We start from the raw sequence: 14,855 nt of genomic DNA on the forward strand, positions 1-14,855 counted from the left end.
AATGGCACGGATTGACTCTGGATGTGTGGCGAAGCGCGCAAAAAAACAACCCCGGCACGCTGGCCGGGGTTGAGGAAGGCGAAAATCGGATGAGTTACTGCTGATAGTAGGTGCGATACCAGTCGACGAAGGCCTGCACCCCGGCTTTCACCCCTACCTGAGGGCAGTAACCGGTCGCCGCGAACAGATCTTCGGTATCGGCATAGGTCTGATAGACATCGCCAGGCTGCATCGGCATAAAGTTCTTCAATGCCTCGATGCCTAGCGCCTCTTCCAGGGCGGTGATGTAATCCATCAGACGCACCGGGCTACCGTGGCCGATGTTGTAGACCCGGTATGGGGCGGAACTGGCCGCCGGCGAATCCTGCTCCACACGCCAGTCAGGGTTCGGCTGCGGCACCACCTCCATGATACGCAGTACCCCCTCGACGATATCGTCGATGTAGGTGAAATCACGCTGCATATCGCCATGGTTATAGATATCGATCGGTTGGCCTGCCAGCATGTTCTTGGTGAACTTGAACAGCGCCATATCCGGACGTCCCCACGGCCCATAGACGGTGAAGAAACGCAGACCGGTGGTCGGCAGGCCATACAGGTGGGAGTAAGAGTGCGCCATCAGTTCGTTAGACTTCTTGGTGGCGGCATACAACGAAACCGGATGGTCGACACGATCGTCCGTCGAGAACGGCACCTTGTTGTTCAACCCATAGACGGAGCTGGAGGAGGCATAGACCAGATGCCCCACCTTGCCGTGACGGCAACCTTCCAATACGTTGACGTGCCCCAGCAGATTGCTCTGGGCATAACTCAATGGATTGGTCAGGGAGTAGCGTACCCCAGCCTGCGCCGCCAGATGGACCACACGATCGAAATGACGGGTGCCGAACAACGCCGCCATCGCTTCGCTATCGGCGATATCGATCGGATGATAGGTGAAGTTGGCGTCGGCCTGCAGCGGGGCCAGACGCGCCTGCTTCAGCGACACATCGTAGTAGTCATTCAGGTTGTCGATGCCTTCGACCTGGTGCCCCGCCGCCAACAGACGGCCACACAGATTGGCACCGATAAAGCCGGCGCAGCCGGTCACTAAAATACGCATAAGTTATCCCGTAAAAATTCCATCTAGCCTGAGCAAGATTAGGCGTTTCAAAGACACGCACGCCCTTAGGCGTGCGGAGGAGATGGGTGTCGTTCAGCACACTCTCGATGGCCGCTATGCTAACGTCAACGGCCAGTATTGTCTTACATAAATTGCCGGTAATGGTTAGTCATTGCCGAAAATATCGCGGGTGTAGACCTTGTCGGCGACATCATCCAGCTCCGGCGCCATGCGGTTCGAGATGATCACATCCGACATCGCCTTGAACTGCTCCAGATCGCGGATCACCTCGGAGTGGAAGAAGGTCTCCTCCTTCATCACCGGTTCAAAGATCACCACCTTGATGCCCTTGGCCTTGATGCGCTTCATGATCCCCTGAATCGAGGAGGCGCGGAAGTTATCCGAACCGCTCTTCATGATCAGGCGATAGACCCCTACCACCTGCGGATTACGGCTAATGATCGAGTCGGCGATAAAATCTTTACGCGTACGGTTGGCCTCGACGATAGCCTGGATCAGGTTATTCGGCACCGAGGAGTAGTTAGCCAGCAGCTGCTTGGTGTCCTTCGGCAGGCAGTAGCCGCCATAGCCAAAGGAGGGGTTGTTGTAATGATTACCGATGCGCGGATCGAGGCTCACCCCTTCGATGATTTGGCGGCTATTCAGCCCCAAGGACTCGGCGTAGCTGTCCAGCTCGTTGAAGTAGGCCACACGCATCGCCAGGTAGGTGTTGGCGAATAGCTTAATCGCCTCCGCCTCGGTGGAGTCGGTGAACAGGGTCGGGATATTCTGCTTAATCGCCCCCTCTTGCAGCAACGCGGCAAAGCGCTCGGCGCGCGCGGAGCGTTCGCCGACCACGATACGCGACGGATGCAGGTTGTCATACAACGCCCGCCCCTCACGCAGAAACTCCGGCGAGAAGATCAGATTGTCGATGCCGAGACGCTCACGCAACTGCTGAGTGAAACCGACCGGAATGGTCGACTTGATGATCATCACCGCCACCGGGTTCACCGCCAAGACATCGCGCACCACCGCCTCGACGCTGCTGGTATTGAAGTAGTTACTCTTCGGGTCGTAATCCGTCGGCGTGGCGATGATCACGAAGTCGGCATCACGGTACGCCTCTTCCTTATTCAGGGTGGCGCGGAAGTTCAGGGAATGCGTGGCAAGGTACTCTTGGATCTCCTTGTCCACGATGGGCGACTCACGCCGGTTGAGCATCTCAACCTTCTCCGGCACGATATCCAGCGCCACTACCTCATGATGCTGCGCCAACAAAATCCCGTTGGACAGGCCAACATAGCCCGTACCGCTAATCGCAATTTTCATCACATACCTTTATTTTTAATTGAAAAATCAACCCTTGTATCCATTGGGGTTATATTGTTGCCAACGCCAGGTATCGGCCATCATCGCTTCCAAGTCGTACTGCGCACGCCAGCCCAACTCTTGCGCCGCCAAGGCGGGATCGGACCAACACTCGGCAATATCGCCGGCGCGACGCGGCACGAAGCGATAGGGGATGGTCACCCCGGCGCTGCGCTCAAACGCCGCCACGATATCCAGCACCGAGTAACCGATACCCGTGCCGAGATTATACACTTTATAGTTATCGCCCTCATCGCGATGGTCCAGCGCCGCCAAATGACCGGCCGCCAGATCCATCACATGGATATAGTCACGCACCCCGGTGCCATCGTGAGTCGGATAGTCGTTGCCGAATACCGATAGACAACTCAGTTTCCCTACCGCCACCTGGGCGACATAGGGGATGAGGTTATTCGGGATGCCGTTAGGATCTTCGCCGATCAGGCCAGAGGGATGGGCGCCGACCGGATTAAAATAACGCAGCGCTGTGATGCGCATCTCTGGCGCCGCCACGGCCAGATCCTGCAGGATCTGCTCGACCATCAACTTGGAGGTGCCATAGGGATTGGTGGTACCGCCGGTGCGACTCGTCTCCCGTAATGGCACCGATTCCGGATCGCCATACACCGTCGCCGAGGAGCTAAAGATAAAACCCTGCACCCCAGCCTGGCGCATCTCGTCTAGTAGCACCAGAGTCCCACTGACGTTGTTATCATAATATGCCAATGGTTTCTCCACCGACTCGCCAACGGCCTTCAGGCCGGCAAAGTGGATCACATCGCTGATGTGATGCTGGGCAAAGATCTGCTGTAACAGCGCCCGATCACGCACATCGCCACGATACAGCTGGGGCTGCTGCCCGCAGATCTGTTCGACGCGCGCCAAGGCCTGCGGAGAGGCGTTAACAAAGTTATCCAGTACCACCACCTCATCGCCACGCGCGAGCAGCGCCAATACCGTATGGGAACCAATATAACCCGCGCCCCCGGTCACCAAAATCGCCATTGTCAGTACCCTAAATTAATCGATGCGTTGTTGAAGATCGCGTAGCCAGGCGCGAAAGGCCTCCCCTTGCTGCGGATGAGTCAAACCGCCGGCGACGAAGGCCTCGGCATAGCCCAGCTTCTCGCCGCAGTCATAGGAATGCCCGACCTGACGGTAGGCCTCGACCGGACGGTGTTGCAATAGGGTAGCGATGGCATCGGAGAGCTGAATACGCTCCCAGGCACCGAAACCGGTCGCTGCCAGGATCGGCCAGATGGCGGCGGAGAGCACATAACGTCCGACCGCAGAGAGATCGGACTGATATTTCTCTGCATCTTCCGGTTTCTCCACTATCGAGGTCATGCGGGCACTCTGCCCCGGCGCTAACACCGCATCGGCACAGTTGATCACCGAGTACTCCGACAGCACCTCTAGCGGCATCGGCTGCACCAAGACCTGGCTACGACCACTCTCCTCGAAACGCTTAACCATCGCCGCCAGGTTCTGGGTTGCGGGATCGAAGGTGCTGGTGTCTAACCAGATATCCGGCAACGCCACAATAAAGGGATGCTCCCCCACCAGAGGGCGGGCGCAGAGGATGGCATGCCCCAGCCCCAACGGCTTATGCTGACGTACACTGTTGATGGTCACTCCCGGCGGGCAGATGGAGCGCACCTCATCCAGCAGTTGGCGCTTGACACGCGCCTCGAGCAGCGCCTCCAACTCGAAGGAGGTGTCGAAGTGGTTCTCGATGGCATTCTTAGAGGAGTGCGTCACCAGGATAATCTCTTTTACCCCAGCCTGGACACATTCGTGCACCACCTTCTGAATCAGCGGTTTATCGACGATAGGCAACATCTCTTTCGGGATGGCCTTGGTCGCCGGCAACATCTTCATCCCCAGCCCGGCGACGGGGATCACGGCTTTAAGCATGGTCATTAAATAACCTCAAGGTTTAGATGTAAGATAATCTTATGTCTGGTTATTACTGCTCTAACAGCTAATAAATCAATAAAGGATACGACCACTATTATGCAGTTTACATACTGTTATAAAACACTTTTTATCGCATCTAGGTATTTATTTATAACAATCTGCTCATCAAACTCCCTTTCTATTTTTTTTCTGCTTTCATATCCCATATTCAAGCGCTCTTGATGGCTCAATTGAATCATTTTATCCAACATGACAATCAAGCTTTCTGTCGAGCGAGGCTCACAGAGAAAACCATTAACACCATGCTCCACTGTTTCACGACACCCTACATTGTCTGTAGTAACAATGGGTTTCCCCATTGCACCAGCCTCCAATAAAGATTTAGGAACACCTTCACGATAAAAAGAGGGAAGCACTATACAATCAACTTTAGCAATTTCCTTCTCAACGCTATCAGAAACACCAAGATAGTTAACAATACCCTCATCAACCCATAATTGCATCTGCTCTTTAGAGACTGCAGATGGATTATTTACATCTAAAAACCCGAGCAAACTAAACTCTACCTTAGTCCCATATTTAGACCTAAGTACTCGAGCGGCCTCAACATAGTGACCAACGCCTTTATCATATAGCATCCTAGCGATTAGAAGAAAGCGAATCACATTATCATCCTCCGCTCTCATGACACTAAATCGATTTAAATCAACGCCAGAACCCGGAAGCCTATCAGTAACATAATCCTTTGCCATATTATTTTTCAGAAAAAGAATCCTATCATCCTCATTTTGAAAAAATATTTTACTAGCATAGCGTTGGCTGAACTTATATAGCATTCGAGCAACTTTAGTGGTAATTCCTTCGTTAATAAATAACACCCCCAAACCAGCAACATTATTAATAACTTTCATACCACTCATTTTTGCAGCCAGAGTACTATATATATTATTTTTCGGAGTGAAATTTAAAACCATATCATACGTTGTATTAGCATAGATACTTTTGAAATGAAGAAATGTTTTAATATCATTAATAGGATTACTACCTCCATTATCAATATAAACATCAATAAAACTAACACCTAACTTTTCAAGATCATCGGAATATGAATCTCTAGGTGCTACAGCTGTTACTGAGTAACCTTGATGCAAAAGTGATATTATAGTATTTTTTCTAAAATTATATAAATACCAGCTACTATTTGCTGAAATTACTATCTTATACATTTACAAATCACTTTTTAATGAATGGAAAAATTTCAATAATGCATCATCAAAATATTGATAATTAGAAGATGCTATTACCGTATTTTTTTTTATCTTATAAAAAAGGCAATCATCATTAATTATATTTATTATTCGTTTAGCCACATCAGCAATAGTTTTATCATCAAATTTTTTGACCAATACGGAATTACTCTCATCGCAATAATTTGGCAGTTCGCCAACAGGAGTAATGATTGGGATTAAACCAATAGATTGAGAAAGTATTACAGAAGCTCCCATCCCTTCTCGGTAGCTTGTTTGTAAATAAAATGTATATTTAGATAAAATACATGGAACACTAATGGGATCCAATTCTCCTTTTAGAAAAACATTATTGTGAAGCCCAAGAGATGATATGAGTTTTTTTAGTTTTCCCACTTCTCCCTCATCAGGTCCATAAATATCAAAAATTGGATTCACACCGAGTGTTTTAAGCTGATGGATTATCAACAAAGCCCTATCCAACCCTTTCACTTTATTTATTCTTCCTATAAAAACAAAGCGAAAATTTCTTTCTTCTGAAATAGGTTTATCATCAACTTTAAATACATAGGGGATTATAGTCCCGTTCTTATCATAAATGCTCCGAGTGGAGCAACTATCATATATTGATCGATCATGCAAATGAAATGCTAACTTTGAGCAAATTCTATCTAAAAAATGAGCATAATTACTAGAATGAAAAAAACTAATCCGATGATACTTCCTTAAAAAAAAGGTAATGAGATGTGATTTCCATAGCGAAGATAAAATAACAATATTATCAAGACCATTACACTTAATATATTTATTTATTTTTTTAGCAATAAAATAAAAGTGTGTGAATTTATCATCTAGATATATTACCGACAATTTATTAGTATCAGATATTTTTATACTTGATTTTTCAATAATGAAAAGATGATATTTTATACCATCAACATTATTTATCAATTTGATTTCATTAAGTAAGCCCTGCTCTACACCTCCTAATTTCATACGAGGTATAATTCTAATTATATTAATCATTCTCGGTGCTCTTTGAATAGTGTGGAACTAACTAAAACAGAAACTTAATATCGCTCAAAAAAATATAGATTAAAAAGATCTATTTATATTTGGCTAGCTTATTTTTAATAATTAACATTCTAGTCCATACAAAAGAGAATATATAATCAAATATATTCAACCGCCGATCGCTTAGAGAATCAGCACTAATAATATTATCAATATTATTGATGACATCTTGTTTAAATTTATATATATCAGCATCTGACATGCTATTATGATGGTAACAGATGGTATAGACTCCGATAGGTAGACGCCTAAATCGCCACAGTTGCTGAGGAATAAATGTCAAATTATATTTTTTTGAATAGCCTTGCTTCAAAAAAAAGCCATCAGTAATAGTTTTTATTCCACTATCTAAAAGCGCCTTCAATGTATTTCGATCAAAAGAATGAGCTGGCGCACAATAAAGTTTCGCATTAACTCCATGAGACTCTAAAATAGACAATCCAGTTTTTATTTTTAGCTTTTGCTCCTCATAGGATGAATCACATATTTCACCGTATGTATTAATCTTCACAATAGAGCCATGACATTCCTTTAATAAATGTTGATATCCATGCAAAGCTATACTCCAACCAAGCGATTGTAGACGTTTCACTCTACACCAAAAATCATTGTCATAACTATTAAACATGGTATTTTCATCTTTATTATCTGGAATTATAGCTATAATTGGCCTCACATTATTTTCTATTAGGAATGATTCAATCTGCTCCCATTTCAATTTATCATGATATGGACTTAAGTCATCAAATCTTAATATAAATTTTTGTCTCATAATAATTTCAATATTTTAGCAAGCGATAATAACGGAGAGTAAATTGTATATGATTTTATTACACTACCTGAGAATCCAAATTTAAACCTATCTACACCATTCGGATTTTCAATTGATGACACGCCTCCCCAATCGTATGACTGAAGCCCATAGTTTTTAAATAATTGAATATCTTTGAAATGTAAATATCTATTAAAAAATGACGAGTCAATATTAGCACCATCACACTCAACCTTTCCTTTTATACAGGCAGAATATAATAATCTAGCTCTCTTAGAGTCATACAAATAAACATGAAAACAAACAAGCTTCCCGCAATAAGATATAGATGTAACCTTGAGATTATTAGGGTTATATTTAGATATTCTATTAGGCGTAACTTTTCGTAAACCAATAGACAAATAAAGCTCATTTAATAGAGTGAGTTCATCATCAGTTATATAATTCCGTTCCACTATCTCTGGAGAAATTTGAATGGTTTTATTTATTTCATATCTAACATTTTTTTTAAATGTTGATTTAATCCCATCGATATCCATAGTTAAATCAGTGAGTAATGTATATCCATATTTAAATGCATTAATGGATTTTGTTTTTTTAAAATTCAATAAATCACTTTCAAAAACATTTTTATATATTAATAATGGATATTTACTAGATATCGGAGATTCAGAGAACCAGACTGATTTAATTTTAAATCTTTCATTTATAACAAACATTAATATTCCTTTGTTCGCATTCAACACTCAATAAAAAGATAAATCTACAAATCATACCTCAATTAGGCAGGATATATTTTACATTGTAAGAAGTCAACATACCTATATTAAATCAGAGCTCTAGTTTTTTTGAAAGCGTTAGGGTGTTGTTGAATAATTCAGATTCTGGGTAAACATCTCCCAGGCCAGTTGATGCTGTCAGGCAATACGCACACTTTCCGGCATTCCTGCCCTTGTCATTTTGTTCAATGCACGCACCATAGCTAGAGCCTCTGCTACCAGACCGTCATAATCTCGTAGCGTCAAATAACTATTTTACCCTGTACATCGCCGTTTCCGCTATCGAGCGACAATTGTAATCTGATTGTCCATCTCCACCGGGCATTGCTCCCCGTCAGACGCTGGTTCGCTACTACACGATTACGGTCTGCATACTCCACTGACCAGTAACCTGCTCCCTTTCGAAATGGGATAAAGGCACTGATTTTCTTACGCCGCAGTTTCTCGTGACACAACCGCATATCATAAGCGCCATCCACTACGATTGACTTGAGTGACCTTGTTCAGCGATAGCTCCACGCATATAATTCCTATGTATTCGAGTCAAAGGTCAGAAACTACTGGCGTTCTTTGCCATGTTTTTCACTCCTTCACCGAAGAGCTTTAGCCTTGTAGAATCAATCACCAGATTCACACTTTTACCCTAGGTAGGCATTTATCGACGATACTAGCTTATTTACAATCATTGTTATAATCCGGGTAACACGATGAACACTCACAGGGAAAAATAGAATCGATGAAACCTTATGTGCTCACTAAGGTGAGCAGGAATACATATTTAATCACCATGATGGTTGTGATGCTAAGATCAGAATAGAGCAGAAATTGTCTCCGTAATGAGGGAGACACTGACTCAGTCCTGGACTAAATCATCTTCTTGTTCAGCCAAACAGTGATATTGCCTTAGTTGATAAGTATCATTATACCAGCTAGTAATTCTGAACTTCTGCTTTGCCATGGAGTGACCGATGTTGCGGAATGATGCATCACCGGATGCTTAAACTCAATAAGCGTTCAATTTATTTAGCAGCATCATTCTTTTCATTAAAATTAACACATAAAACACTTTTTACCACGGCCATCGAAACAGAGTTATTTAACTTTAGTCTATATTTTATTATTTTTTTCATATTGGATATTTTACAAGAGGTACTTAAAGAGAAAAACACCTCAAAAATTTTCTTATTTCTTTCTGATAAAAAACATTCATTCTCACGATAAAAAAAATGAAATAAATCATTAGACTGCCTACTCACAACAAATGAATCATTCCATAATGGAAAATATCGCCTCAACTTATCGATGCATTTTGAATTATTATAACCAATAACATTGGCTTGATGTTGCCGATAAAGAAACAAAGGTTCATTCATGAAAAACACTTCCCCAAAAGATACTGCATAAAGAGTTAAGACTTGATCATGCATATACCAAAAAAAGTCACTCTTCAGGGCCATATTATACAACGCCTTATTAACTATCATTGAGCATCCCTGCACGCCGCCGTTCGTAAGAAAAATATCAGCAATAGAATTCACCCCATTAGTATAACTAGTTAACCTATCTGTTCTATTTAGTTCTTCATCAACAACAACCCCTGGTGAATAAGCTATAGAAGGAATATTATTGTTAAATTTCCTTTTGGAAAATGAAAGTAATTTTTCAATTTTAGTATCTAGCCAAACATCATCTTGGTCAGCAAGAAGTACGTAGTCGGCAGTACAGTTTTTTAATAAATTTTTAAAGTTCTCACCAACTCCATTTGGAGATATATCATCTTGAATAAAGATAACTCTACTATCTAGCCTTGCTATATCTCTGATAATGCTAACCGTAGCATCAGTAGAGTTATCATCTCTAATCAGGACTCTAATATCTTTATATGTTTGGTTTAGTATTGAGTGAAGTTGCTCTTTTAAATACTTTTCACCATTATAAGTAGCTACTATTACATCGACAGTCATAAAATATCCAGTTAAATTTCTTTTATTATGCGAGCAGGAGTGCCACCGATAACACAGTTTGAAGGGAAAGCACTTGTTACAACAGAATTTGCGGCGACAACTACATTATCACCAAGCACTACACCACTTAATATTTTTACATTATCACACAGCCAGCAGTTTCTTCCAATAATCGTCTTTCCTTTAATACTTATCCCTCTCTCTTTAGGCGCTATGTTAGCATACTCCTTTCCATATATATGATTGTGATCCGTTATTAACACATCACTTCCTATTAAGCAATTTTCACCAATGAGAACATTCAGTTTTGCAGCTATATGTACATTTTGGCTTAGTGAAACATTATTACCAATTATAATCTTCCCCTCATCAATAGCATCGATCCAAGACTGATTACCAATTAATACATTGTTCCCCAATACTATATTCTTTGTCCCAGATATATTTGTATTTCTTCCTAACTTTAAGCCTTTGGCATTTAGCGCCACTCCATATAACCGACTTCTAAATCGTCTGTAAATAGAAGGAATAATCCTCATTGCTAAAACTAACATTCTTTCATTTCGCATCAATTCCCCCTTCAGTACTTAATGACATATTCTGTAGGCAAATCGTTACAAATATCATTGTATTTAATAGAGTTGCACTTACATATACTAATATCTTTAGATATAATCCAAACGATAATAACATACAAAGTATAGCTACCATGTAATAAAAAGAGTTTTTATTTTTTAAGGAAAAATAAGAGAAGAACATTTTACCACTCAAAAAAGCCAATATTGATGTAATAAAAACCCCAACAAAGCCATATGCCACATAATTAATTACGAAAGCAGAATCTGATGATCGGCCAATCCGAGATTTAATCTCATCACCATCTCCAATAAAAATATTGTCACCAAAGATCACATCATTCACATGAGGAATAAATAAATGATTATTCAAAAGATCATCAGTAGAGTTTGTCTCTAATTTTCCATGGAAAATATTAATAATTAGCTCAAATGCAAAATCAATCACATGAGAAACCAAAGAGCTATTAAATAAATTAACTATACAAACGATACCAATTATTGATATAACAGAGAAGATAACAAGAAATGAATATTTTTTATATTTTATTGAAAGAAGACTAAAGAAGCAGATTAAAAATATCAATCCAGTTCTACCGCTTAAAATGATCAGTATAAATAATATGGATATATATATAAACAACCAGAAAGATGATATTTTCCCATAAGATAGATGATAAGATGAAAATGCAATAAATATCAATATAGAATACGCAATAGATGTGTCCCATATCGCCATTGCCTTCAAACCTATTGCTCGATTACTCTTTTGAGCCCATTCATACCAATATCCATCTATGGCGGTTAGATTTAAATACCATAATCTAAAGGAGTCATCCACTAACTGTATCAATGTAAAAATAAGCAAAAAGACCAAGAATATTAGTGTGGAAAAAAAAATTCTTCGTGGTGTCATTCTTAGCGTAACATAATTTACTATTGCTGCCAAAAATAAACATGACATAAAAATCTGAATTATTCTTTTAAACTGAATATCAATAAAAAGCCAATCGCCAATATTAAAAAAAGAGAATTGGACTAAAGATATAAAAGAGAGAGAAGATACGAAAAATAGATATAAATAATATATCTTACAGCATTTTAAAAGCCCACCACCTATTCTTTTTCTTTGCATCAAAAAAAATAAGCAAATCACTCCCCATATAAATATTATATGAAAAGTACTAATATTACCAAGGGGAGTTTTATATGCACCTCCTAAAATCACTAATAAAACACACCATATACTAAAAAAAAGCAATATGTTTATTTTTCTTCCTCTCATTATTTATTCCCTTTCTTATATTTTATTTTTCTTGAGAGGACTAATAATGATTTTATTCTTACAATAATTTTTACACCAAGTAAACCAAACAAGCCATAAGCCTTCTTTATATTAATATCAGCATCTCTATTATCAAATGTATAATTCGATTTACTATCAATTATAGTTCTATAATACCATGTCAATATAAAATTACGGTACAGATCAAACTTGACTTTTTCATATGTGAAAAAGGAAATGCGATTTTCTTTTTTTACATTTTTCAGCATATCTAAAAACAATATACAGAAATTATAAAATATATTATAACCACCTTTTTTCTCTACTTTAATATTTCTAAACATTTCCCTATCAATTATTTTATATTTATCACACTGACTATTAAGTAACAAGCTTGTATGTGGGAACATAGAATCAACATCCTCTTGAGATGACTTCATGTTTTCAAGGTCACTCCTCCATATCGAAAATGATGAACTCCATGTAATCAAGTAGCTAGCTATGGAAATAAAATCATTAAAACTACCACACAACTGTTCATCCTTACGAAGATGTAAAACACCATTAGAGAAGAACATTAATGGTTTAGTATCAACATTTTTAATTGCTTGATTAACTAAATAATCAAACTCTCCTTTTTTAAAAGAAGTATAATCATTGTGTAGTTTTAATAACTCTCCATCTCCCAATAAAAGAGATTGTATTGAATTATAGAATCCACGTTTTTCATTCTTATAGTATTTTATATTAATACCATACGAAAGAAGTGTATCTAAATACTCCTTTGTTTCTAAACCATCAGAGTTATCTGATATGACAATTTGGTAAAAACTCTTGTTTACATTATCATCGAGAATGGATTGAATTGTTTTTTTCACTTGCTCTGAACGATCTTTTGTTGGAATGCAGATTGAAAGATAAATCATAACTTCCCTTTTACTTTCTTAAATACAATATAAGAAAAAATAGATACAATTATAATCTCTAAAAAAAGAGATGCGTACGACACACCAATAAATGAATAAAAATAAGATGTTATAAACATAAGTGGTAATCCAATAGTTCCTATAATAACATATACCAATCCAAACTGTTTATTAAGACCTAACGGAAGCATTATTTGAATACCAAGCATATTAGCTAGTGCTACAATTGGAGGGATCCATACTATAATTTTAAAAACATAAACAGATGATAGATGCTCAGGACCAAAAGCTATAAATACAATATAATCAGCCATGCAATAACAAACTACACTTAATAAAAGCATCATGGGAATTAAAATAACAGACACTCTATTTACAAAGCGAACACATTGAGCTAATGAATCCATCATAAGTCTGTTTGAACGAGGGTAAATAGCTTGAGATACTGGGCCAATAATTCCTTGCAATGCCTGCTTAAGCTTATCAGCGGAATTATAAATACCAACTGCTTCAGCACCAGCATTAAATCCAAGAATAAGAGGGATGCTTGTTGTATACATGCTAACAAAAAACGTAGATAGGAAAATACTCCATCCCATTTTTAATTGTTTCTTTATATCTTGGAGTGTTGGGATTATAAAATATATAAAATCGCCACGCCTCGCTTCAAAAAAAGCAAATGCTGCAGCGATCATCCCAGCATAACTCTGTACCATTATAGCTAGATTAATATCCCCTCTATTTCTAACAAACAAAAATATCATTAATAACCCAGATATCTTAGCAATGAAATTGCTAACGGCAATCCAATGCATCTTTTCATATCCCTGGTATAACCAAACAGGGAAAAAAGATGCACCTATTACAATACCAAAGCCATTGAAAAAAAGCCAAAAATCTCCTTTATACGTTGTACTATGTAATATAATAAAAGAAAGAGTCAGAAATAATAATAGAGAAATGACAATTTTACAGCAAATAATAGCACAAAATATTTGAGATATTACTTTTTTATTGCCTATATTCAACGATATCTGTCTACTTGCTGATAAACTAAAACCATAATCAGTTAATATGACTAAATATTGGATTACAGCGAGTATTATGCTATATTTTCCAAAACCATCTAAACCTAACACACGGACTAAATATGGAACAGTAATTAAAGGGATTAAATAATTAATCCCTTGGATACTGAACATTGAAAATATATTTTTTAATAAGGTTTTTTCCAAACCGACCTCTCAATACATATCCTTAGATTAAACTAAAGAATATAGATCTTTCGCAATTTTATCTTTATTTGATAAGATCACATCAGCATTTTTTACTGGCCAATTAATATTTATTGAGGGATCATTCCAAATGATACTTCGCTCATGTTTAGGGGAATAGTAGTTGCTAGCTTTATATAAAAATTCTGCAGTATCGGTTAATGTGACAAAGCCATGAGCAAAACCTTCAGGAATCCATAGCTGACGCTTGTTATCAGCCGATAAGTTCACACCAACCCACTGACCAAATGTTGATGAATTTTTACGTATATCAACAGCCACATCAAACACCTCGCCTACCACACAGCGGACAAGTTTTCCCTGAGCATAAGGAGCATCTTGATAATGAAGTCCTCTCAATACATTTTTAGATGACTTAGAGTGATTATCTTGAACAAAATCTATAGCACGTCCTATCGCATCCTCAAAGATTTTATGATTAAAACTCTCAAAAAAGAACCCTCGTTCATCGCCAAAGACTATAGGTTCAAAAATAAAAACCTCAGGTATTGCTGTTTCTATTACTTTCATAACACAACTCTGCTTAAAATTGTTGATTTTTTACT

At 39.3% G+C, this 14,855-nt stretch carries 14 protein-coding genes and 1 pseudogene; all 15 read right to left on the minus strand.

Annotated elements, in window-relative coordinates:
- Positions 1–94: 94 nt before the first annotated feature.
- Positions 95–1,102, minus strand: a complete 1,008-nt coding sequence (locus DCL27_RS10795) for an NAD-dependent epimerase (RefSeq protein ID WP_035598334.1) — start codon at positions 1,100–1,102, stop codon at positions 95–97.
- A gap of 165 nt (positions 1,103–1,267) precedes the next feature.
- A complete protein-coding gene (gene ugd, locus DCL27_RS10800; RefSeq protein ID WP_035598337.1) occupies positions 1,268–2,434 on the minus strand; it encodes a UDP-glucose 6-dehydrogenase in 1,167 nt (388 codons plus the stop codon).
- Between the two features lie 27 nt (positions 2,435–2,461).
- Positions 2,462–3,478 carry a UDP-glucose 4-epimerase GalE gene (gene galE, locus DCL27_RS10805; RefSeq protein WP_035598340.1) on the minus strand — a complete coding sequence of 339 codons (1,017 nt, stop codon included), beginning with the start codon at positions 3,476–3,478 and terminating at the stop codon, positions 2,462–2,464.
- Between the two features lie 15 nt (positions 3,479–3,493).
- On the minus strand, positions 3,494–4,396 hold the full coding sequence (locus tag DCL27_RS10810) for a sugar phosphate nucleotidyltransferase (protein WP_035598344.1): 903 nt from the start codon (positions 4,394–4,396) through the stop codon (positions 3,494–3,496).
- 110 nt (positions 4,397–4,506) lie between these two features.
- Positions 4,507–5,619 carry a glycosyltransferase family 4 protein gene (locus DCL27_RS10815; RefSeq protein WP_109691511.1) on the minus strand — a complete coding sequence of 371 codons (1,113 nt, stop codon included), beginning with the start codon at positions 5,617–5,619 and terminating at the stop codon, positions 4,507–4,509.
- Positions 5,620–6,666, minus strand: a complete 1,047-nt coding sequence (locus DCL27_RS10820) for a glycosyltransferase (protein WP_109691510.1) — start codon at positions 6,664–6,666, stop codon at positions 5,620–5,622. It abuts the gene before it with no gap.
- Positions 6,667–6,745: 79 nt separating this feature from the next.
- On the minus strand, positions 6,746–7,486 hold the full coding sequence (locus DCL27_RS10825; RefSeq protein ID WP_109691509.1) for a DUF2334 domain-containing protein: 741 nt from the start codon (positions 7,484–7,486) through the stop codon (positions 6,746–6,748).
- A complete protein-coding gene (locus tag DCL27_RS10830; protein ID WP_133175559.1) occupies positions 7,483–8,205 on the minus strand; it encodes a hypothetical protein in 723 nt (240 codons plus the stop codon). The genes DCL27_RS10825 and DCL27_RS10830 overlap by 4 nt, the downstream gene beginning before the upstream one ends.
- Before the next feature lie 198 nt (positions 8,206–8,403).
- Positions 8,404–9,223 (minus strand): annotated as a pseudogene (locus DCL27_RS10835) (transposase).
- A gap of 61 nt (positions 9,224–9,284) precedes the next feature.
- Complete coding sequence (locus tag DCL27_RS10840) at positions 9,285–10,229, minus strand: glycosyltransferase family 2 protein (RefSeq protein ID WP_109691508.1); 945 nt, start codon at positions 10,227–10,229, stop codon at positions 9,285–9,287.
- Positions 10,230–10,240: 11 nt separating this feature from the next.
- Positions 10,241–10,798, minus strand: coding sequence for a DapH/DapD/GlmU-related protein (locus DCL27_RS17695; protein ID WP_109691507.1), 558 nt, complete (start codon positions 10,796–10,798; stop codon positions 10,241–10,243).
- Positions 10,788–12,089 (minus strand): hypothetical protein, encoded by a 1,302-nt coding sequence (locus DCL27_RS10850; RefSeq protein WP_109691506.1) that lies wholly within the window; start codon positions 12,087–12,089, stop codon positions 10,788–10,790. The genes DCL27_RS17695 and DCL27_RS10850 overlap by 11 nt, the downstream gene beginning before the upstream one ends.
- On the minus strand, positions 12,089–13,015 hold the full coding sequence (locus DCL27_RS10855) for a glycosyltransferase (protein WP_109691505.1): 927 nt from the start codon (positions 13,013–13,015) through the stop codon (positions 12,089–12,091). Before DCL27_RS10855 ends, DCL27_RS10850 begins: the two co-directional genes overlap by 1 nt.
- Positions 13,012–14,250, minus strand: coding sequence for an oligosaccharide flippase family protein (locus tag DCL27_RS10860; protein ID WP_133175561.1), 1,239 nt, complete (start codon positions 14,248–14,250; stop codon positions 13,012–13,014). The genes DCL27_RS10855 and DCL27_RS10860 overlap by 4 nt, the downstream gene beginning before the upstream one ends.
- A gap of 27 nt (positions 14,251–14,277) precedes the next feature.
- Positions 14,278–14,820, minus strand: coding sequence for a dTDP-4-dehydrorhamnose 3,5-epimerase (gene rfbC / locus DCL27_RS10865; RefSeq protein WP_035600513.1), 543 nt, complete (start codon positions 14,818–14,820; stop codon positions 14,278–14,280).
- Positions 14,821–14,855: the final 35 nt, after the last annotated feature.

This window comes from Edwardsiella tarda ATCC 15947 = NBRC 105688 (assembly GCF_003113495.2).
GTDB lineage: Bacteria > Pseudomonadota > Gammaproteobacteria > Enterobacterales > Enterobacteriaceae > Edwardsiella > Edwardsiella tarda.